The following is a 19,295-nucleotide window of genomic DNA, read 5'->3' as shown; positions in this document are numbered from 1 at the left end:
GGTTTGGAAGGTTTGCGCCCGGCACGCGTGCTGGGCCTCCCTAATCGGGCAGCCGCCGTACCCAATCCGCGGCATCGGCCGGCGAGTGCACGACCTCCACGCCGTCCGGTAGCGCCGGGCGTTGGACCATCACGACGGGAATCGAGAGTTCCCGGGCCGCGGCCAGTTTCGCTTCGGTGAGCGAGCCGCCGCTGTTCTTCGTCACCAGCACCTGAATGCGGTGCGTGCGCATCAGATCGATCTCGTGATCGACGGTGAAAGGGCCACGCTCCAAGAGGAGTTCGTGTTGCGGGGGCATCGCCACAGTCGGCGGATCGATCGCGCGGACAAGGAACCACACATCGGTGAGGCCGGCGAACGCGTCGACCTCCTGGCGCCCGATGGTGAGGAACACCCGATCACCGAGCGCCGCGGTCTGCTCGGCGGCATCGGCCAACGATGCCATCGGGATCCACCGATCACCGGGTTCCGGTTGCCAGGGCGCACGGCGCAACACGAGGATCGGCACGTCAACGGCCGCCGCCGCTGCCACCGCGTTGCGGGTGATCTGCGCTGCGAACGGGTGGGTCGCATCAACTATCGCATCAATGACATTGTCGGACAACCAGTTCCGCAGCCCGTCAACTCCGCCGAAGCCGCCGATACGGACCTCGCCCTCGGGCAGCATGGGCTCGCGGACGCGCCCGGCGAGCGAGGACACCACCTCGACGCCGGGCGTTCCACTCAGTTCCGCGGCGAGCACCCGGGCTTCACGGGTGCCGCCGAGGATCAGAATGCGGCGGGTTTCGATCAGTTACCTGACAGGACTGCGGAGCCGGAATCCAGCAGCGGCTGTCCGCCGCCGATGTACAGGCCGACCAGTGCACCGATAATCGCACCGGGAATGGCGCCGACGCCCCCCACGAGCAGGCCGATTGCCCCGCCGATCAAGGCGCCGAAAATTCCCGTCGGTGCCGCGTTGTTGAGCTCGGTGTTGAACCAGTCCTGCGTGCTGATGGACTTCAACGCCACATCGGTTCTGCCGAAGTCGGGCGCGAGGTTGAGGGTGCGGCCGGCATCGGCGATCGCCGGCGCGACCGACACATGCTGCCCGGCAAACTCGTAAGCCAGCGGGATGGACGCCACGACAACGCCGGAACGGTCCGTCAGCGTGACCGTGTCTCCTGCGAGCGCGAACGTGCCCGCGTCGACGGTGGTGGTGATCTCGCGACCCGTTTCATTGAGGAAAGTTCGGTAGGAAACCCCATGGTCAGTTCCATGGAAGCCAGTGTTGGACACAACGGCCGGTGCCGCCGGGCTGACCGGAGCGGGGGCTGCGCTCGCCGTGCCCGCCGCCACCGCGACGGCCGTGGCTGCCAACGCGGCCGTAACGGAAATCTTGCTGACCTTCACTCGTTCTCCTTCGTCGGATGTGGACCGGACCCTGACACCGGCTCACCGACGATATCGGCTGAAGGCTTCTGGGCATACGCCCAACTTCCGCAAATATGTGGATCCCGCTCTCGGACAGCACGGGCTCACGGACGCGCCCGGTGAGCGAGGGCACCACCTCGACTCCGGGCGGTTCGGTCAAATCCGCGGCGACTAGTGGTCAGCGGAAAGCGGAAAACGCTGAGTCGATCAGCGGTTGACCACCGACGACGACCAGGCCGACGAGTGCACCGATAATTGCGCCCGGGATAACGCCGACGATAAACCCGAGAAGGCCGATGGCGCCGCCGATCAGTGCGCCGACGGCGGCACCCGGAGCCGCGCGGTTCAGTTCGGCAAAGAACCAATTGGCGTCGACGTTCTTCAACGCCGCGTCGGTCGTCCCGACCTGCGGGGTCACGGTCAGCGTGCGCCCGGCATCGGCGATCAACGGCGCGACCGACACGCGGTGGCCGGCGAACTCGTAGGCCAGCGGGATGGACGCGACGACAGCGCCGAAGCGATCGGTCAGGGTCACCGCGTCACCCGCGAGCGTGAACATGCCCGCATCGATCGTGGTGGTGATTGCCCGACCCGCATCGTTGAGGAAAGTGCGGTAGTTGATGCCGTGGTCGTTCCCCAGGTATCCGGGTGCGGTCACGGCGGCGGAATCGGCGGGCACGGCTGGGGCGGGGTCTGCGCTCGCGGTTCCCGTTGCGACGGCGACGGCGGTGATGGCCATCGCGGCGGTGACGGTGATTCTGCTGAACTTCACGGTGCCTCCTACGTCGGGTGGTCTCCGGCCCCCGACAACCGGCGACCCGGACACTACGCGCTCAACAGGGGCTTTTGGGCAAATATCTGGACAACAGCAATATGTGGCCGCCACGCCGAAAAACCGCCGAGCGGCTCAGCGCGTTGGACCTGAATCCGCCTCATTTGCGCATCATTTGGGCGTGCCCAGTCCACCAGAACCGCCTCGGATTCAATGGTGACCGCGTTCGCCACCAGTCGCCCGCCCGGCCGTAACCGCTCCCAGCACGCATCCAACAGACCCGGCACCGTCAAGCCGCCGCCGATGAAGACCGCATCCGGCACGGGCGCATCGGCGAACGCCTCCGGTGCGCGTCCGCGCACCTTGACCGTCGGCACGCCGAGTGCGAGGGCGTTGCGCTCGATCTGCTCGACACGCGCCGCGACATGCTCGAACGCGATCGCCCGGCATTCCGGGTGGGTACGAGACCACTCGATCGCGATGCTCCCCGAGCCGCCGCCGACATCCCACAGCAGCTCGCCCGGCGCGGGAGCCAGGGCGGCCAGCGACACCGCCCGCACCTCTGCCTTGGTGAGCTGACCATCTCCCCCATAGGCCGAATCGGGCAGGCCCGGAACCCGGGTCAACCGCGGTGTGTCCGGGGCGACCTTCGCCTCGATCGCCACGATATTGAGCGAATCAGATTGCGCGTCAGTCCATTTCGCCGCCGATTCGGTCACGATCCGCTCAGCGGGACCACCCAGCTGTTCGAGCACATGCAGCGTAGATTCGCCGAAACCGTTGTCGGACAGCACCTTCGCCAGCGCGGCGGGGGTGGCGCCGTCGTTGCTGAGCACCAGCACCCGTGACCGGTCGGTGAGCGCGGCAAGCACGGTCTCCACCGGACGAGCCACCAGGCTCACCACGGTCGTGGTCGCCAGCGGCCAGCCAAGTCGGGCGCACGCGAGCGATACCGACGAGGGTTGCGGCAACACCCGCAACCGTTCGGGTCCGAGCAATCTGGCCAGCGTGACCCCGATACCGTGGAACATCGGATCGCCGCTGGCAAGGACGCAGATTCGGCGGCCCTCATGCCTGGCGAGCAATCCTTGAAGCGCCGGAACAAGGGGCGACGGCCACGCGACCCGTTCGGCATTCGACGAAGGGACAAGGTCGAGTTGCCGCTGCGAGCCGAATATCACCTCACAGGCCAGAATCTCGCGCTGCGTCCGTGGAGGCAGCCCGTCCCAGCCGTCCGCGCCGATGCCGGCTACGAGGATCTGCTCGCTCATCGCGGCATCCTGCGCCAAATCGGCTGCGGTAGCACGCGCATCACGCCAATCAGCGGGCGAAGCAGACCCGGAACCCACACCCGGCGCGAGTTTCGGCGCAGTCCGCGCACGACTGCGTCGGCCACCTGGGCCGGAGTGCTGGACAACGGCGCCGGACTCATTCCTTCGGTCATCCGGCCGATCACGAACCCTGGCTGCACGACGAGCAGCTGCACCCCGCTGCCGTGCAGTGCGTCGCCGAGGCCGCTGGCGAAACCATCGAGTCCCGCCTTCGCCGAGCCGTACACATAGTTGGCGCGTCGCACCCGGGCGCCGGCGATCGAGGAGAAGACCACGATTGCGCCGGTGCCGCGACTGCGCATCCGGTCTGCGAGCAGCGTCAGCATGGACACCTGGGCGACGAAGTCGGTGTGCACGATCGCCACCGCGTGCGAAGAATCTGCTTCGGCCCGCGACTGGTCGCCGAGAATCCCGTAAGCCAGTACGACGGTGTCGAGCGGGCCGTGGTCGCGTTCCAGCGCGTCGAGCAGCGCGGAGTGCGAATCGACGTCGTCGGCATCGAACTCCACCGTTGCCACCGCCGCCGCACCCGCAGCCTTTACCGCGGCTACCTCGTCGACGAGGCTGTCGCTGCGCCGCGCGGCCAGGACGACGTCCCGGCCGGCGGCCAAACGGACCGCGATCTCGATCCCGATCTCGCTGCGTCCACCGAGGATGACTACCGGCCCGACATCCGCCGTCGAGCGCGGTCCAACGGCTCTGCCCCCTGCTTCGCTCACCGGTTCAGTGTGCTGGATTATCGTCAGCCCATGCCGTCCACCCCTGATGATCTCAACGAAGGCGCGCTCGAATACCTGCGCGAGCGCCATCTCGCCACGCTGACCACGCTGCGCGTCGGCGGAACACCGCATGTCGTCGCGGTCGGCTTCACCTGGGATCCGGAGGCCGGCAAGGCCCGCGTGATCACCAGCGACGGTTCCCAGAAGGCGCGCAACGCCGAACGCGGCGGGTACGCGGCGGTCAGCCAGGTCGACGGTGCACGCTGGCTCACGCTGGAGGGCGCGGCAAAGGTGCTGCGGGACCCGGAGAGTGTCCGGGAGGCCGAGCAGCGCTATGCGGGCCGCTATCGAACGCCCCGGGAGAACCCCAAGCGAGTGGTGATCGAAATCGACGTCACCCGGGTGATGGGCTCGCAGTCCCTGCGTACGAACTGAACGGCGCTAGAACCGGGCGACATCGAGCAGGCGCGCCGCGACGGTCCCGTCACCGAACACCTCGAGCCCATCCAGCGGGCGACGCCGGGACAGCACGAGCAGCAGGTTCTCGGCGGTTCCGCGCAATGCGACGGTCGCCTTCTCATGCGAACGGCGCGTCCGCACTCCATCCGGGCCGAGTTCCAACAACCACTCGGCATCGGGCGTATCGGTTCCGTGCACGTGGATGGTTGTCCCGTGCAGCTCCTCCGGCAGCGGCGGTACGCGATGCGCGTACACCACGCAGGTCAGCTCGTCGATACCGTCCGCAGCGCTGAGCGGATCGGCCGTTTCGGGTGCCGGACCGCCCGCCGCGTGCACCGCGTCCGCGGCGTCGAATCGGTGCACGGTCACCTCGTGCGCCTGCCTGCGGATCCACCAGCCGTAGTTCTGCCGACCGACGAACGTCTGCGCCGGTGTCTCCGGATCGACCGAGGTGAGCCGGTCAACCATCGCATCCAGCGATTCCTTGTATACGCCAAGGCAATCCGGGCCATGCGGGAGCGACGGCGCCCGCTCCGACGGAGAGCCGCCATCGGGGTCGGAGTCGAGTCGGGCAAGCACCCAGCGATGCACCCGGCCGGTGTGCCGAACGACGTCTTCCAAAGTCCACCCCGGCACCGTTGGCACCGGCGCGTCGAGCAGGTCGGCCGGCATGGCCGCAATCCGGTCGCCCTCGGTCCGCAACGTGGTCACGAGGGTGTCGAGGGACGCAGTCATCCGGGTAGCACCACCAGGTCGTGCGGGCGGGTGTTCATCGGTTCGCAGCCGTCCTCGGTGACCACCACGATGTCTTCGATCCTCGCTCCCCAATCGCCCCGGAAGTAGATACCGGGTTCGACGCTGAACGCCATGCCCGGCGCAAGCACGATGTCGTTACCCGACACGATGTACGGCTCCTCGTGGACTGACAGTCCAATGCCGTGCCCGGTGCGGTGCACGAAATATTCTCCGAGGCCCTCGCCGACGAGCGGATCCCGCGCTGCGGCATCCACGGCCTCCGCGGTGATTCCCGGCCGAACCGCATCGACCGCGGCTTGCTGGGCACGCTGCAGTGCCTCGTACTGGTCCGCGATCTTTCCGCTCGGCGGCTTTCCGATCGCGTACGTTCGAGTCGAATCGGAGTTGTAGCCGGGTTCGACCGGACCGCCGATATCGATGACGACGATATCGCCCGGTTCGATCATCCGGTCGGACACCTCGTGGTGCGGGTTCGCGCCATTCGGGCCGGACCCGACGATGATGAATTCGGCGTGCGTGTGGCCCTCTTCGACGATTGCGCGGTTGATGTCGGCGGCAACCTCGGCCTCGGTGCGTCCCGCACGCAGCCATTCACCCATGCGGGCGTGCACGCGGTCGATCGCCTGTCCCGCGCGGCGCAGCGCATCGATCTCGCTGGCGTCCTTGACCATTCGCAGGTCGCGAAGGACTCCGGTGGCAAGGATCGGCAGCGCGCCGAGCTTGTCCGCGAGTGGCACCAGGTGCAGCGCCGGCATTGCCTCGGCCACCGCAGCGCGCGTCCCGCCGAGCAGGTCCTTCACGATGCCATACACGTCCTGACCGTCCACCCAGTCCCGGATGTCGAGGCCGAGATCGGCGGTGGCGGAATCACCGATGCCGGCGAGTTCAAGTTTCGGAACGACGATCGTCGGCTTCCCGCCGTTCGACGGAACCACCAGGCAGGTAAGCCGCTCATAGGACTGCGCGCGGGTGCCGAGCATGTACTGCAGGTCCGGACCGGGCGTGATCAACAGGCCGTCGAGGCCGGCTTTTCCGGCGATCGCCGCGGCACGCTCGAGTCGGTCACCGTAGACGGGGGAAGGAAATCGGCTCGATCCACCCTTGTTTGATGCGGTGCTCATGGACTCAGGTTAGTCATCGCCCCCTACGCTGGGGACCATGAGCGGACGATTGCTCCTCCTCGACGGCGCGAGCCTGTGGTTTCGCGCATTCCATGCCATCCCGGACAAAATCACCGCACCCGACGGCCGCCCAGTCAACGCGGTACGTGGGTTCACCGACATGGTCGCTGCGCTGATCGCCCGCCACCAGCCGACGCGGCTCGTGGTGTGCCTCGATCTGGACTGGCGTCCGCAGTTCCGCGTCGATGCGGTGCCGTCCTACAAGGCGCATCGACTCGACACCACCGCGGGATCCGCACCGGGCGCCGAGGAGGTGCCCGATGCGCTCACCCCTCAGGTCGAGATGATCCTGAACGTGCTCGCCGCCGCGGGTATTGCGACCGCGGGCGCCGAGGGGCTCGAGGCCGACGACGTGCTCGGCACGCTGAGCACTATCGAACAAACCGACGAGGTCGTCGTGGTCAGCGGAGATCGCGATCTATTGCAGCTCGTGCGCGACGACCCCGCACCGAAAGTGCGGGTCTTCTATGTCGGGCGTGGGCTGGCCAAGGCCGAGCTGTTCGGGCCGGCCGAGGTCGCCGCGAAATACGGTGTCCCGGTTCCGAACGCGGGGCCCGCGTACGCCGATCTCGCCACGCTGCGCGGTGATGCGTCCGACGGCCTGCCCGGCGTCAAGGGCGTCGGCGAGAAGTCGGCCTCGGCGCTGATCCTGCGATTCGGCAGTCTCGAAGGGCTGCGCGCCGCGGTGCTGGACCCGGAATCCGATATGGCACAGGGCATGCGGGCCAAGCTGGCTGCGGCCTCCGATTATCTCGATGCGGCGGCACCCGTGGTTCGCGTTGTGTGCGACGCCGAGGTGATGATGTCGGGACCGGACACCTTGCCCAGCACGCCGGTCGACCCGGACCGGCTCGAGGAACTCGCTGCGAAGTACAACGCCGAGAGCCCGATCAGCCGCCTGATCGCCGCGATGGCGGACCGCTGAGGTCCGTCACAACGGCCGGCCGACCTCGTATGTGCCGTCGTCGTCTACGAATGTGACTGCCACATCGCGGCTTTCACCGTCGATGAGCACGGTGCAGATGAAACTGTCGTTCTCTTTCACCTGCTGGCCGGAGGGACAACTCACGTCGGTGACGTTCTCGAGCCCGTAGCTGTTGGTGAGGATCTGCGCCACACCGATCTGCGCGGCCTCCTGATCGAGAGTGGTCCCGCCGGCGAAGAAGACGCCCGCCACGACCCCGATGATCACGACAAGCACACCGAGCCCGATAAAAAGCGGAGCACGAGAACGTTTCTGGGTGTCGGTCGGCATCGGCGGAACCTCGCCATACGCCTGCTGAGGCGCGGCGCCGTACGGCTGGCCCTGGTAGTAGTACTGCTGGCCCGGTTGGGGTGCCCACTGCTGCTGATACGGCTGCCCCTGCGGATAGGGCTGGCCCTGCTGGTACGGACCGCCCTGCCAGCCCGGTTGCTGCGGCTGCGGCTGCCACTGTTGTTGTGGCCAGTTCTGCTGCCCGGGCCACTGCTGCGGCTCATACGCCTGCTGCGTTGCATCGGGCTCCCAGGCCTGCTGTTCCGGATGCTCGGACGACGACGATTCCGGAGTCTCGGGCGACGGCTGTCCGGGACGCGCCCACGGCGAATTCGCATCCTCCGGTTCCCGCGGATCACTCACGTGCTTCCTCGCTTCCGTCGCTCTCGCATCACCGTAACCCGCATTCGGATCGCGGCGCGGTACCCGCTACGCCGAGTCGACCGCCACGACCCCGCGCCGGATCGCCCGCACACCCTTGGCTGCGGTCGCCGCGATCTCGGGGTCCTCTGTGGTGGCCTGGAGCTGATCGAGGATGTCGATCACCTGACGGCACCAGCGCACGAAATCACCGGCGGGCAGTGCGTTGCCCTGGTCCCCACCCGCGAGCAACGCCTCGACCAGCGCCTCGCCGCTCGCCCACTTGTACACGGCCTCGACGAAGCCGAGGTCGGGTTCGCGGGTCAACGGCAGCTTGTGCCGCGCCTCGTCGGATCGAAGTTCGCTCCACAACCGAACCGTCCGGCCGAGCGCGTTGCGGATTCCGTCGGTCGGACCCGACACCATGAGAAAGCCGGATTCCCGACGGGCCTCGTACACCACCGCCGAAGCGACCGCGGCGAGCTCCGCGGGCGTGAGACCCTTCCATGCTCCGTCGCGCAGGCATTCGGCCACGAGCAGGTCGGCCTCGGCATAGATGCGGGTGAGCCGACGTCCGTGCTCGGTTATCTCGCCATCGGCGATGTAGCCACGTTCGGTCAGGAGTCCGACGATGCGATCGAACGTGCGCGCCAACGAGTTGGTCGTCGCGGCGACCTTCTGCTTCATCGAATCCGTCTCGCGCAGCACGCGGTTGTAGCGCTCACCGACGCGGGCGCGCTGCTCGCGGTCGGGCAGGTCGTGGCATGGATGCGCCCGCAACGCCCGGCGCAGGGCGGCAAGCTCATGATCGTCCGCTGCACGGGAAGCGCGCTTGCCACGTTGGGTACGCGGCGCGGAAATGCCGGTACTGCGCAGCGCCGACGCCAGGTCGCGACGCACCCGCGCAGTGCGATGGTCGACATGCCTGGGCAGCCGCATTCGGCCCAATGCCGCTGCCGGAGTGGGAAAATCGGCTACCGAGACGCGGCCGGCCCATTTGTCCTGGGTGAGCACGAGCGGGCGCGGATCGCCGGAATCTGCGTCTGGTTCGAGCACCACAGCCAGCCCGGCCCGGCGTCCGCTGGGAATCGAGACGACGTCGCCCCGGCGCAGACCGGCCAGCGCGTGCACGGCCACAGCCCGGCGGTCTGCCCGGCCCTGACGCTCGACCGACCGCTCGCGCTCCCTGATCCGTTCGCGCAGCGACATGTACTCGATGAAATCGCTGCCGTCCCCACCGAGTTGATCGCGCAGCTTCGTCAGGTCGTGCTCGTTGCGTTCGATGCCGCGGACCAGCCCGACCACCGAACGGTCCGCTTGGAACTGCGCAAAAGAGCGTTCCAGCAGCGCATGCGAATCGGTGGCGCCCATCCGGTCGATGAGGTTGATCGACATGTTGTAGCCGGGCCGGAACGAACTGCGCAGCGGGTAGGTGCGGGTCGACGCGAGCCCGGCGACTGCCGTGGTGTCGAGGTTCGGGTGCCACACCACCACGGCATGACCCTCGACGTCGATGCCGCGACGGCCGGCGCGGCCGGTCAGCTGTGTGTACTCCCCCGGTGTCAGATCGGCATGCGTCTCACCGTTGAACTTCACGAGCCGCTCGAGCACGACCGTGCGAGCCGGCATATTGATTCCCAATGCCAGTGTCTCGGTGGCGAACACGGCGCGGACCAGACCGTTCACGAACAGTTCTTCGACGGTGTGCCGGAACGCGGGCAGCATGCCGGCGTGATGCGCGGCGAGCCCGCGGTGCAGCGCCTCGCGCCACTCCCAATAGCCCAGCACCTCGAGGTCGTTGCGGGGCAACTCGCCGGTGTGCTCGGTGATGATCGCGTCGATCCGGTCCTGGTTGTCCGGGTTGCCGAGATCCAGCCGCGAGCGCAGGCACTGGCCAAGTGCGGCATCGCAGCCGGCACGGCTGAAGATGAATGTGATGGCGGGCAGCAGCCCCTCGGAGTCGAGGCGGGCCAGGACATCCGGACGCGGCGGCGGCCGGTATCCGCCGCGCGGGCCACCACGTCGTGGACGGTCGTCCCACGATGCGGCCCGGTCGGCATCCCGCCGTTGCTTCACGTAGCGGGTCAGTTCCTGGTCGACGACGATCTTCTTGCCGGGCGCGTCCGCCTGGCTCTTGCTGTCGAACAGGTCGAACATCCGGGACCCGACGAGGACGTGCTGCCACAGCGGGACCGGACGGATCTCGTCCACGACCACCGTGGTGTCGCCGCGGACGGTCTGGATCCATGCGCCGAACTCCTCGGCGTTGCTCACTGTCGCCGACAGGCTGACCACGCGGACGTCTTCGGGCAGGTGCAGGATCACCTCTTCCCACACCGCGCCGCGGAACCGGTCGGCGAGGAAATGCACCTCGTCCATGACGACATGGGACAGGCCCGTCAGCGCCGGGGAGGCCGCGTAGAGCATGTTGCGCAGCACCTCCGTGGTCATGACGACCACTGGTGCATGCGGGTTGATCGACTGATCGCCCGTGAGCAGGCCGACCGTGTCGCGCCCGTAGCGCTGAGCGAGGTCGGCGAACTTCTGGTTCGACAGCGCTTTGATCGGCGTTGTATAGAAGCATTTTCCGCCCGAGGCGAGCGCAAGATGGACGGCGAATTCGCCCACCACAGTCTTGCCGGCCCCGGTAGGCGCGCAGACGAGGACGCCGTGGCCGTTCTCGAGTGCAGCGCAGGAATCGAGCTGGAATTTGTCCAGCGGGAAACTCAACTCACGGGCGAACGCGTCCAGCTGCGTGGACTGCGGCGAGGTGGCCACGTCAGAGCGTGTCCGAGAAATCGTCGACCTTCTCCGGAGCCGCCACCGGGTCCGGTGCGCCGATCGGGGCTGCTTCCTCGTCGTTCAGCCACTCGTCGGCTGCCTCGCGCTTGGCCTTGCGCCTGTCGTGGATGCGCGCGATCTGGATCGCGCTTTCCAACAGGAGTGTCAAGGCCAGCGCCAGCGCCAACATCGAGAACGGGTCCTGACCGGGCGTGACGACGGCAGCGAAAACGAACAGCCCGAAGATCAGGCCGCGCCGCCAGCGCTTGAGCCGCTCGTAGGTGAGCACACCGACGAAGTTCAGCGCGACCACGATCAGCGGTAGCTCGAAACTGACACCGAAGATGATCAGCAGGTTGATTACGAAGCCGAAGTACTCCGCACCGGACAGCGCCGTGATCTGCACGTTGTCGCCGATGGTGAGCAGAAAATGCAACGCCTTGGCCACGACGACGTAGGCGAGCACTGCGCCCGTGACGAAGAGTGCGGCGCCGGCGGCGACGAAGCCGACCGCGTAGCGCCGCTCATTGCGGTACAGCCCGGGCGTGATGAACGCCCACAGCTGATAGAGCCAGATCGGGCACGCGAGCACCACACCGGCGGTCAGTGCCACCTTGAATCGGAGCATGAACTGCTCGAACGGCCCGGTCGCGAGCAACCGGCACTCGTCGTCGGGGGCAAGTTGCGCTCGGGCGGAGTCGGGCAGCGAGCAATACGGACCACGCAGGATGTCGCCGAGGCTTTCGATCCCGAGAATCGAGTGCGAGTACCAGAAGAAGCCGAACAGCGTCGTGACGCCGACAGCCAATAGCGAGATCAGCAGCCTTGTGCGAAGTTCGTACAGGTGCTCGACCAGCGACATTGTGCCGTCCGGATTCGTGCGACGCCGACTGCGCCGCGGATCGAACGGAATGCGCACTTCGCCTGTCCCTTGCTTCCCTTACCGTCGCGAATTTCGGGGTGCGCCATCACCCCGTTCTCTGTCGTGCCGTGGGCGCCGACTCGGGCCCGACGCAGTCGCTCGCCTAGCGAGCGGCGCCGTGGCCGGACGGTTACGCCGAGCGTGGATCCGCGTGTTCGGACGACTGCGGCTGCTGCGACTGAGCGTGTTGTGTCGGCTGCGCCAACGGCGGCTGGGCCGGCGGCAACTGCTGGGTCTGCGGCTGTGCCGGGGCCTGCTCGGCGGGTGCCGACTTGTCGTTCTGCATCTCGCTCATTTCGCTCTTGAAGATGCGCAGCGAGCGGCCGAGACCCCGAGCGGCGTCGGGCAGTTTCTTTGAGCCGAACAGCAGGACAAGCACGAGCAGCACGATCGCCCAATGCCAAGGACTCATTGCGCCCATGATTCAACCTCCGGAGTTCAGGTGACTTCGATGCTACCGGACGGGCGGGACACCCGAACTTCCGTCCAACTCCCGGTACGCCGCCACTGCCGCGGCGGCCTTGTTGCTGATCGCGGCGACCAATTCCGGCGGCTCGACCGCCCGCATCCCGCCACCGAAGCCCAGGACCAAACGAGCCATCCAATCCACGCTCGCGAATCGCATCGTGGCCCCGATAGTGGCGTCATCCCGGACGACGACATTGCTCATCGGGTACTGGTCCAGCGCCCACGACGAATCCGCTGCAATGACCAACCGCGCGAGCGGCAGCCCCGGATCGTCGCTGAACAGTTCCATCGCGTCCTGTTCGGCCAGCGCCGTCTCCGGCGGCCGGGACGGCTCGTCCAGTTCGGTCGCGTCGTCGATGCGGTCGAACCGGAACAACCGCACGCCCTCGGCGTTGCGGCACCAGCCCTGCAGGTAGCTGTGGTTGTCCACGAGGACTATACGAATGGGGTCGACATCTCGTTCGGAAACGGTGTCCCGGCTCGCCGAGTAGTACACCAAGCGCAGTGCATGTGAGCGGTGCAGCGCGGATCGCACGGTCGCGGTGACCGGGCTTTCCGCCGGTGCAGCCGGACCGAAGTCCCCCGGCTCGTCGGTGCGCGAGCGGGCGGCGGCACCGGCGGCCGACTCGATCTTGGCCATCGCGCCCTGCGCCGCGGACGGGTCGACCATGCCGGGCATCTCGACGAGCGATCGCAGCGCGACCAGCAACGCGGTCGCCTCGGTCGAGGTAAGGCGCAGCGGACGGTCCATACCGGCCGAGAACGTCACCGAGACCGTGTCGTCGGTGAAGGCGAGGTCGATCAGGTCGCCCGGGCTGTACCCCGGCAACCCGCACATCCACAGCTGGTTGAGGTCGCTTTCGAGCTGCTTGACCGTGACCCCGAGGTCGGCGGCCGCCTCGAGCTTGCTGATACCGGGGTGCGCGAGCAGGTACGGAACCATGTTCAGCAGGCGCGACATCCGGGTGGCGAGTCGGTTGCTCATCGCAGGGCCTCGTCCTGATCGGCGGCCGCCTCGAGCCGTGCGGTGACGTCCTTGCGCAGTTCCTCCGGCTCGATCACCAGAACCCCCGCTCCGTGCCCTGCGATCATCCGGCCGATCCAGTCCCGCGAGCGCACGACGAGTTCGACCAGGTCCCCGTCGCGCTCCCCGACCCGCCGGGTTCCGATGACCTTGCCGAGCCGGCGCACGTCGTATGCGTGCCCGTGCGCCACCCAGACGGTGGCCGTGCCGGTGACCGGGGCGCCGCTGATGCGGTCCACTACGGCGCGCAGGTCCAGATGTTCGGGTTTCCGCACGCTGTTCGCCGGGCCGTAGGCGGCCACGTCGTCACCGATCCGGGACAACCGGTAGGTGCGCTCGGCCCCGCGGTCCCGGTCGAAGCCGACGAGGTACCACCGGCCGTTGCGGGTGACGATTCCCCACGGCTCGACATCGCGCGGCACGAACGGGTCGGTGGGGCGGCCGCGATGCTGGAAACGCACCGCCCTGCCCTCCTCGATCGCGGCGAGCAGCTTGCCCAATGCGGGCTCGGAGCCGCGGGTCGGCGCGGCGACCGTGCTGACGATCGCGGCGGGCTCCCGATCCACCTGAACCCCGGCGGCCCGCAGCTTGAGCACCGCATTCTGTGCGGCCGCCGCGAGCTCGGGCGATTCCCACAGCTGAACGGCCACCGCCACCGCGGCGGACTCCGAATCGGTCAGTTCGATCTCGGGGAGTTCGTACGCGTCCCGATTGATGCGATAGCCGTCGCTGGTCACGCTGCCCGGCACGGGACCGGTCTGCAGCGGGATGCCCAGGTCGCGGAGCTCGTTCTTGTCACGCTCGAACATCCGGCTGAACGCCTCGTCGCTGGCCGAGTCCTCGTACCCCATCACGTTCTTCTTGATGCGGTCGGCCGAGAGGTACTGCTCCGTCGAGAGCAAGGCGATGACGAGGTTCATCAGACGCTCGACCTTGGAGATTGCCACGGTGAGAGCCTAGGCGGTGCGTGCCGGCTACATGGAGGCGATCAGGCGCTCGACCCGCTCGTCGACCGAGCGGAACGGGTCCTTGCACAGGACCGTGCGCTGCGCCTGATCGTTGAGCTTGAGATGCACCCAATCGACGGTGAAGTCGCGGCCGGCCTCCTGCGCGGCCGCGATGAACTCGCCGCGAAGCTTCGCGCGCGTCGTCTGCGGCGGCTTGGACACGGCCTCGTCCACGGCCTCGTCCTCGGTGATCCGCTTCGCAAGTCCCTTGCGCTGCAACAGATCGAAGACGCCGCGGCCGCGCTTGATGTCATGGTAGGCGAGGTCGAGTTGCGCGATCTTCGGGTCCGACAGCTCCATCGAGTAGCGGTCCTGATAGCGCTGGAACAGCTTGCGCTTGATGACCCAGTCGATCTCGGTGTCGACCTTGGCGAAGTCCTGTGCCTCGACCGCGTCGAGGGTGCGGCCCCACAGGTCGATGACCTGATCGATCTGCGGGTCGGACTCGCGGTTGCGGACGTGCTCGACGGCGCGGGCGAAGTACTCGCGCTGGATGTCGAGGGCGCTGGCCTGCCGGCCACCGGCCAGGCGCACCGGGCGACGGCCGGTGAGGTCATGGCTGACCTCGCGGATCGCACGGATCGGGTTGTCGAGCGCGAAGTCGCGGAACGACACACCCGCCTCGATCATCTCGAGGACCAGCGCGGCGGTGCCGACCTTGAGCATCGTGGTGGGCTCGGCCATGTTCGAGTCACCGACGATGACATGCAGGCGGCGATACTTCTCGGCGTCCGCGTGCGGCTCGTCGCGGGTGTTGATGATCGGCCGCGATCGGGTGGTGGCCGACGAGACGCCTTCCCAGATGTGCTCGGCGCGCTGCGACAGGCAGTAGGTGGCGGCCTTCGGAGTCTGCAGCACCTTGCCGGCGCCGCAGATCAGCTGCCGGGTCACCAGGAACGGCAGCAGGACGTCCGAAATGCGGGAGAACTCACCGGCACGTACGACGAGGAAATTCTCGTGGCAGCCGTACGAGTTGCCCGCGGAGTCGGTGTTGTTCTTGAACAGGTAGATATCGCCGCCGATGCCCTCCTCGGCAAGGCGCTGCTCGGCGTCGATGAGCAACTCCTCGAGCACCCGCTCACCGGCCCGGTCGTGAGTGACGAGCTGGACCAGGCTGTCGCACTCGGCAGTCGCATATTCGGGGTGCGAACCGACGTCGAGATAGAGGCGTGCGCCGTTGCGCAGGAACACATTGGAGCTACGGCCCCATGACACCACGCGGCGGAACAGATACCGCGCTACCTCGTCCGGGCTGAGACGCCGATGGCCGTGAAAGGTGCACGTCACACCGAATTCGGTCTCGATCCCCAATATTCGTCGCTGCACTCCTCGACAGTACAGCGACCGGGCGCGTCGCGGCGGGACTCGCACGCGACGCGCCCGGTCGGATGATGCTGCGACCGGCTGTAAATCAGCCGTCCGATTTGTCGGCCGTACCGCCCTCGGCGGCTGCCGGTGCCTTGCGGGTGCTCTTGCGCTTGCCCGACGGCAGCAACGCCTCGAGTGCGGGCCCAGTGACCCGCCGGAACGCGCGGCGCGGCCGGGTCTCGTCGAGCACCGCGACCTCGAGGGCCGAGACGCCGACAACCCGCTTTTCCTTCTCGCCCGCGGGCGCGTCGGCAGCTCCGGCCTGCAGCGCCTCCACCGCGATCGCGATCGCCGCACCGAGCTCGAGGCCCGGTTCGAACAGATCGCGCAATGCGGTGGTGATCGGCTCGGTGGTACCGCCCATCACGACGAATCCGCGCTCATCCACGATCGAGCCGTCATAGGTGATGCGGTAGAGCTGCGGTGGCTTCGGGCTGTCCGGATATCCCACCTCCGCGACGCAGATCTCGACCTCGTAGGGCTTGAGCTGGTCGGAGAAGATGGTGCCCAGGGTCTGCGCATAGGCGTTCGCCAGCGACCGTGCGGTGACGTCGCGCCGGTCGTAGGAGTACCCGCGCAGGTCGGCCTGGACGATGCCACCCCGGCGCAGGTTCTCGAACTCGTTGTACTTGCCGACAGCGGCGAACCCGATGCGGTCGTAGAGCTCGCTGACCTTGTGCAGCGCCGTGGATGGGTTCTCCGCGACGAACAGCACGCCCTTGTCGTAGGTGAGCACAACGACGCTGCGCCCCCTTGCGATTCCCTTGCGTGCCAGCTCCGTCTTGTCCCGGAGGATCTGCTCGGCGGATGCGTAGTACGGCAGGGTCATCGCGGCTCACTTTCCTGCTCGGCGCGGGCTTCGATGACGGCACGGGCGACCTGCTCGGCCCGCTCGGCCGAGACCTCCTCGGCGCCATCCGCGGTGATGGTCACTGCGGACGGGTAGATCCGCCGGCCCAGGTCGGGACCGCCGGTCGCGGAGTCGTCATCGGCCGCGTCATAGAGCGACTCGACCGCGAATCGGAGCGCCTCGTCGGCGTCGATTCCGTTGCGGTACAACTTCTTCAACGCCGATTTGGCGAACAGCGAACCGGATCCGACGGCGTGGTAGCCGGACCGTTCCTCGGAACGGCCACCGACCACGTCATAGGACACGATCCGCCCGGCCTTCGCCGGATCCGATGCGTTGAGGTCGTAGCCGACCAGCATCGGCACCACGGCCAGGCCCTGCATCGCGATCGGCAGGTTGTTGCGCACCATCGACGACAGGCGGCTCGCCTTGCCGTCGAAGGTCAGCGGGACGCCTTCGATTTTCTCGTAGTGCTCGAGTTCGACCGCGAACAGCCGAACGAGTTCGATGGCTATTCCTGCGGTGCCCGCAATACCGGCGGCAGAGTACTCGTCGGTGACGTACACCTTGTCGACGTCGCGACTGGCGATGAGGTTGCCCATCGTCGCGCGCCGGTCACCGGCGATCAGCACCCCACCCGCGAAGGTCAGGGCGACGATCGTGGTGCCGTGCGGGGCGATGTCCCCGTGCGAGTCGCCACGCAGATCCATCCGGCTACCCGGAAGCAGTTCTGGCGCATAGGCGCGAAGGTGTTCGGAGAATGACGAGATATCGGACCCCAGCCGGAGTCGCGAGGCACCCTCAGGTGTCACTGGCCACCTTTCTGCACATAGGCACGAACGAAGTCCTCTGCGTTCTCTTCGAGCACGTCGTCGATCTCGTCCAGCAGGTCGTCGGTCTCCTCGGCGAGCTTTTCACGACGTTCCTGGCCGGCCGAACCATCTCCGACAGGGCCCTCGTCCTCGCCACCGCCACCCGTACGCTTGGTCTGCTCCTGTGCCATAGCCGGCGACCTCCTCGTGTGCGTGCGATGCGCGAGTACCGAATGCCACTCGTGCTCGAACCTTCACAGTACCGATGGAACCCGACATCGTGCGTTGTGCACGCACGAATTGCCTTGTTTACGTGGTGAGCTGATCAACCAGCTGCGCGGCGGTATCCACCGAATCCAGCAGCTTGCCGACGTGTGCTTTCGTGCCGCGCAGCGGCTCGAGGGTGGGGATACGCACCAGCGAATCACCGCCCAGATCGAAAATCACCGAATCCCAGCTCGCGGCGGCGATATCGGCACCGAAACGGCGCAGGCATTCGCCACGGAAGTAGGCGCGGGTCAGCGGCGGCGGGTTGGTCATCGCGTCCATCACCTGCTGCTCGGTGACCAAACGCCGCATCGATCCACGGGCAACCAGGCGGTTGTAGATGCCCTTGTCCAGCCGCACATCCGAGTACTGCAGGTCCAGCATGTGCAGCTTCGGCGCGGCCCAGCCGAGCCCTTCCCTGTTGCGGTAACCCTCGAGCAACCGCAGCTTGGCGGGCCAGTCGAGCAGGTCCGCGCACTCCATCGGGTCGCGTTCGAGCAGGTCGAGAACCATGGCCCAGTTGTCCATGATGTCGGTGGCGCGCTCGTCCTCCTCGCCGCGTTCCTGCAGGAACTTCGCGACCCGATCGTGATACGCGCGCTGGATCGCCAGGCCCGTCATCTCCCGGCCGTCGGCGAGCGCAACCGTCGCCCGCAGGGTCGGGTCGTGGCTGATCGTGTGCACGGCGGTAACCGGTCGCGCGAGTTGCAGATCGGACAGGTCGACACCCGCCTCGATCAGGTCGAGCACCAGCGCAGTGGTGCCGACCTTTAGATAGGTCGACATCTCCGCGAGGTTCGCGTCACCGATGATGACGTGCAGGCGGCGGTACTTGTCCGCGTCCGCGTGCGGCTCGTCGCGGGTGTTGATGATGCCGCGCTTGAGCGTGGTTTCGAGCCCGACCTCGACCTCGATGTAGTCGGAACGCTGCGAGAGCTGGAATCCGGGCGTGTCGCCGGACTGCCCGATACCGACCCGGCCCGATCCGCAGATCACCTGCCGCGAGGCGAAGAACGGGGACAACCCGACGATGATCGAGTTGAACGGCGTTTCGCGCGCCATCAGGTAGTTCTCGTGGGTGCCGTAGGACGCGCCCTTGCCGTCGACGTTGTTCTTGTACAGCTGCAGCGGCGGCGTGCCCGGAACCGACCTGGCGTGCCGCGCGGCGGCCTCCATCACGCGCTCGCCGGCCTTGTCCCAGATCACCGCGTCGAGCGCGTCGGTGACCTCGGGCGCCGAATACTCCGGGTGGGCGTGATCGACATAGAGGCGGGCACCGTTGGTGAGGATCATGTTCGCCGCGCCGACCTCGTCGGCGTCGATTACCGGCGCCGGTCCGTTGAGCCGGCTCAGGTCGAATCCGCGAGCGTCGCGCAGTGGCGACTCCACCTCGTAGTCCCAGCGGGTGCGGCGGGCACGCGGCACGCCCTCCGCCGCGGCATAGGCGAGAACGGCCTGCGTCGACGTGAGAATCGGGTTGGCCGACGCCTCGGTGGGCGACGAGATGCCGTACTCGACCTCGATACCGATGATGCGCTGCATGTGTCGAG

20 protein-coding genes are annotated in these 19,295 nt (G+C 67.4%); 2 read left to right on the top strand and 18 right to left on the bottom strand.

Translation table 11 applies throughout. From position 1 onward, the window contains the following. Window positions 1–40: 40 nt before the first annotated feature. The 5 genes from A8G08_RS06960 to dprE2 form a co-directional block, all read right to left on the bottom strand. The gene (locus A8G08_RS06960; protein WP_222844246.1) at window positions 41–790 is read right to left on the bottom strand and encodes a cobalt-precorrin-6A reductase; all 750 of its coding nucleotides are present in this window, start codon (window positions 788–790) and stop codon (window positions 41–43) included. Next, on the bottom strand, window positions 790–1,392 hold the full coding sequence (locus A8G08_RS06955) for a DUF8020 domain-containing protein (protein WP_068271935.1): 603 nt from the start codon (window positions 1,390–1,392) through the stop codon (window positions 790–792). Before A8G08_RS06955 ends, A8G08_RS06960 begins: the two co-directional genes overlap by 1 nt. 199 nt (window positions 1,393–1,591) lie before the next feature. Beyond that, window positions 1,592–2,185 carry a DUF8020 domain-containing protein gene (locus tag A8G08_RS06950; RefSeq protein ID WP_068271931.1) on the bottom strand — a complete coding sequence of 198 codons (594 nt, stop codon included), beginning with the start codon at window positions 2,183–2,185 and terminating at the stop codon, window positions 1,592–1,594. Between the two features lie 53 nt (window positions 2,186–2,238). Next, entirely contained in the window at window positions 2,239–3,456 is a 1,218-nt protein-coding gene (locus tag A8G08_RS06945; RefSeq protein WP_068271950.1) for a bifunctional cobalt-precorrin-7 (C(5))-methyltransferase/cobalt-precorrin-6B (C(15))-methyltransferase, read from the bottom strand. Continuing rightward, window positions 3,453–4,235, bottom strand: coding sequence for a decaprenylphospho-beta-D-erythro-pentofuranosid-2-ulose 2-reductase (gene dprE2, locus A8G08_RS06940; protein WP_068271929.1), 783 nt, complete (start codon window positions 4,233–4,235; stop codon window positions 3,453–3,455). The genes A8G08_RS06945 and dprE2 overlap by 4 nt, the downstream gene beginning before the upstream one ends. Before the next feature lie 30 nt (window positions 4,236–4,265). On the opposite strand from dprE2, the gene A8G08_RS06935 reads away from it, so the two are divergent. Continuing rightward, entirely contained in the window at window positions 4,266–4,670 is a 405-nt protein-coding gene (locus tag A8G08_RS06935) for a pyridoxamine 5'-phosphate oxidase family protein (RefSeq protein WP_068271926.1), read from the top strand. Window positions 4,671–4,676: 6 nt separating this feature from the next. Here the strand turns inward: A8G08_RS06935 and A8G08_RS06930 are convergent, their stop codons facing one another. Together A8G08_RS06930 and A8G08_RS06925 are read right to left on the bottom strand one after the other, a co-directional pair. Further along, a complete protein-coding gene (locus tag A8G08_RS06930) occupies window positions 4,677–5,429 on the bottom strand; it encodes a maleylpyruvate isomerase N-terminal domain-containing protein (protein ID WP_068271923.1) in 753 nt (250 codons plus the stop codon). Further along, window positions 5,426–6,571, bottom strand: coding sequence for a M24 family metallopeptidase (locus A8G08_RS06925; protein ID WP_068271920.1), 1,146 nt, complete (start codon window positions 6,569–6,571; stop codon window positions 5,426–5,428). Before A8G08_RS06925 ends, A8G08_RS06930 begins: the two co-directional genes overlap by 4 nt. 37 nt (window positions 6,572–6,608) lie before the next feature. Here A8G08_RS06925 and A8G08_RS06920 point away from each other — a divergent pair, with 37 nt between their 5' ends. Further along, a complete protein-coding gene (locus A8G08_RS06920; RefSeq protein WP_068271917.1) occupies window positions 6,609–7,556 on the top strand; it encodes a 5'-3' exonuclease in 948 nt (315 codons plus the stop codon). 6 nt (window positions 7,557–7,562) lie between these two features. On the opposite strand, the gene A8G08_RS06915 is transcribed toward A8G08_RS06920, so the two are convergent. From A8G08_RS06915 to dop, 11 genes are all read right to left on the bottom strand, one after another. Then, on the bottom strand, window positions 7,563–8,249 hold the full coding sequence (locus A8G08_RS06915) for a DUF4333 domain-containing protein (RefSeq protein ID WP_068271914.1): 687 nt from the start codon (window positions 8,247–8,249) through the stop codon (window positions 7,563–7,565). Window positions 8,250–8,315: 66 nt separating this feature from the next. Further along, a complete protein-coding gene (locus tag A8G08_RS06910) occupies window positions 8,316–11,024 on the bottom strand; it encodes a DEAD/DEAH box helicase (RefSeq protein ID WP_068271910.1) in 2,709 nt (902 codons plus the stop codon). Window position 11,025: 1 nt separating this feature from the next. Beyond that, entirely contained in the window at window positions 11,026–11,946 is a 921-nt protein-coding gene (tatC, locus tag A8G08_RS06905; protein ID WP_068271907.1) for a twin-arginine translocase subunit TatC, read from the bottom strand. Window positions 11,947–12,079: 133 nt separating this feature from the next. After that, a complete protein-coding gene (gene tatA / locus A8G08_RS06900) occupies window positions 12,080–12,370 on the bottom strand; it encodes a Sec-independent protein translocase subunit TatA (protein WP_068271903.1) in 291 nt (96 codons plus the stop codon). A gap of 33 nt (window positions 12,371–12,403) precedes the next feature. After that, the gene (locus A8G08_RS06895) at window positions 12,404–13,402 is read right to left on the bottom strand and encodes a helix-turn-helix transcriptional regulator (RefSeq protein WP_068271900.1); all 999 of its coding nucleotides are present in this window, start codon (window positions 13,400–13,402) and stop codon (window positions 12,404–12,406) included. Further along, the gene (locus A8G08_RS06890) at window positions 13,399–14,388 is read right to left on the bottom strand and encodes a helix-turn-helix transcriptional regulator (RefSeq protein ID WP_068271897.1); all 990 of its coding nucleotides are present in this window, start codon (window positions 14,386–14,388) and stop codon (window positions 13,399–13,401) included. Before A8G08_RS06890 ends, A8G08_RS06895 begins: the two co-directional genes overlap by 4 nt. A 27-nt stretch (window positions 14,389–14,415) precedes the next feature. Then, entirely contained in the window at window positions 14,416–15,774 is a 1,359-nt protein-coding gene (gene pafA / locus A8G08_RS06885; protein WP_068271895.1) for a Pup--protein ligase, read from the bottom strand. Window positions 15,775–15,859: 85 nt separating this feature from the next. Then, window positions 15,860–16,645, bottom strand: a complete 786-nt coding sequence (prcA, locus tag A8G08_RS06880; protein ID WP_068271892.1) for a proteasome subunit alpha — start codon at window positions 16,643–16,645, stop codon at window positions 15,860–15,862. Further along, window positions 16,642–17,478, bottom strand: a complete 837-nt coding sequence (gene prcB / locus A8G08_RS06875) for a proteasome subunit beta (protein WP_068271888.1) — start codon at window positions 17,476–17,478, stop codon at window positions 16,642–16,644. Before prcB ends, prcA begins: the two co-directional genes overlap by 4 nt. Continuing rightward, window positions 17,475–17,669 (bottom strand): ubiquitin-like protein Pup, encoded by a 195-nt coding sequence (locus A8G08_RS06870; protein ID WP_068271885.1) that lies wholly within the window; start codon window positions 17,667–17,669, stop codon window positions 17,475–17,477. The genes prcB and A8G08_RS06870 overlap by 4 nt, the downstream gene beginning before the upstream one ends. Before the next feature lie 118 nt (window positions 17,670–17,787). After that, window positions 17,788–19,287 carry a depupylase/deamidase Dop gene (gene dop / locus A8G08_RS06865; protein WP_068271883.1) on the bottom strand — a complete coding sequence of 500 codons (1,500 nt, stop codon included), beginning with the start codon at window positions 19,285–19,287 and terminating at the stop codon, window positions 17,788–17,790. Window positions 19,288–19,295: the final 8 nt, after the last annotated feature.

This window comes from Aldersonia kunmingensis (assembly GCF_001646865.1).
GTDB lineage: Bacteria > Actinomycetota > Actinomycetes > Mycobacteriales > Mycobacteriaceae > Aldersonia > Aldersonia kunmingensis.
The sequence above is the reverse complement of the archived record's forward strand: the minus strand, read 5'-3'. Positions and strand labels throughout refer to the sequence as shown.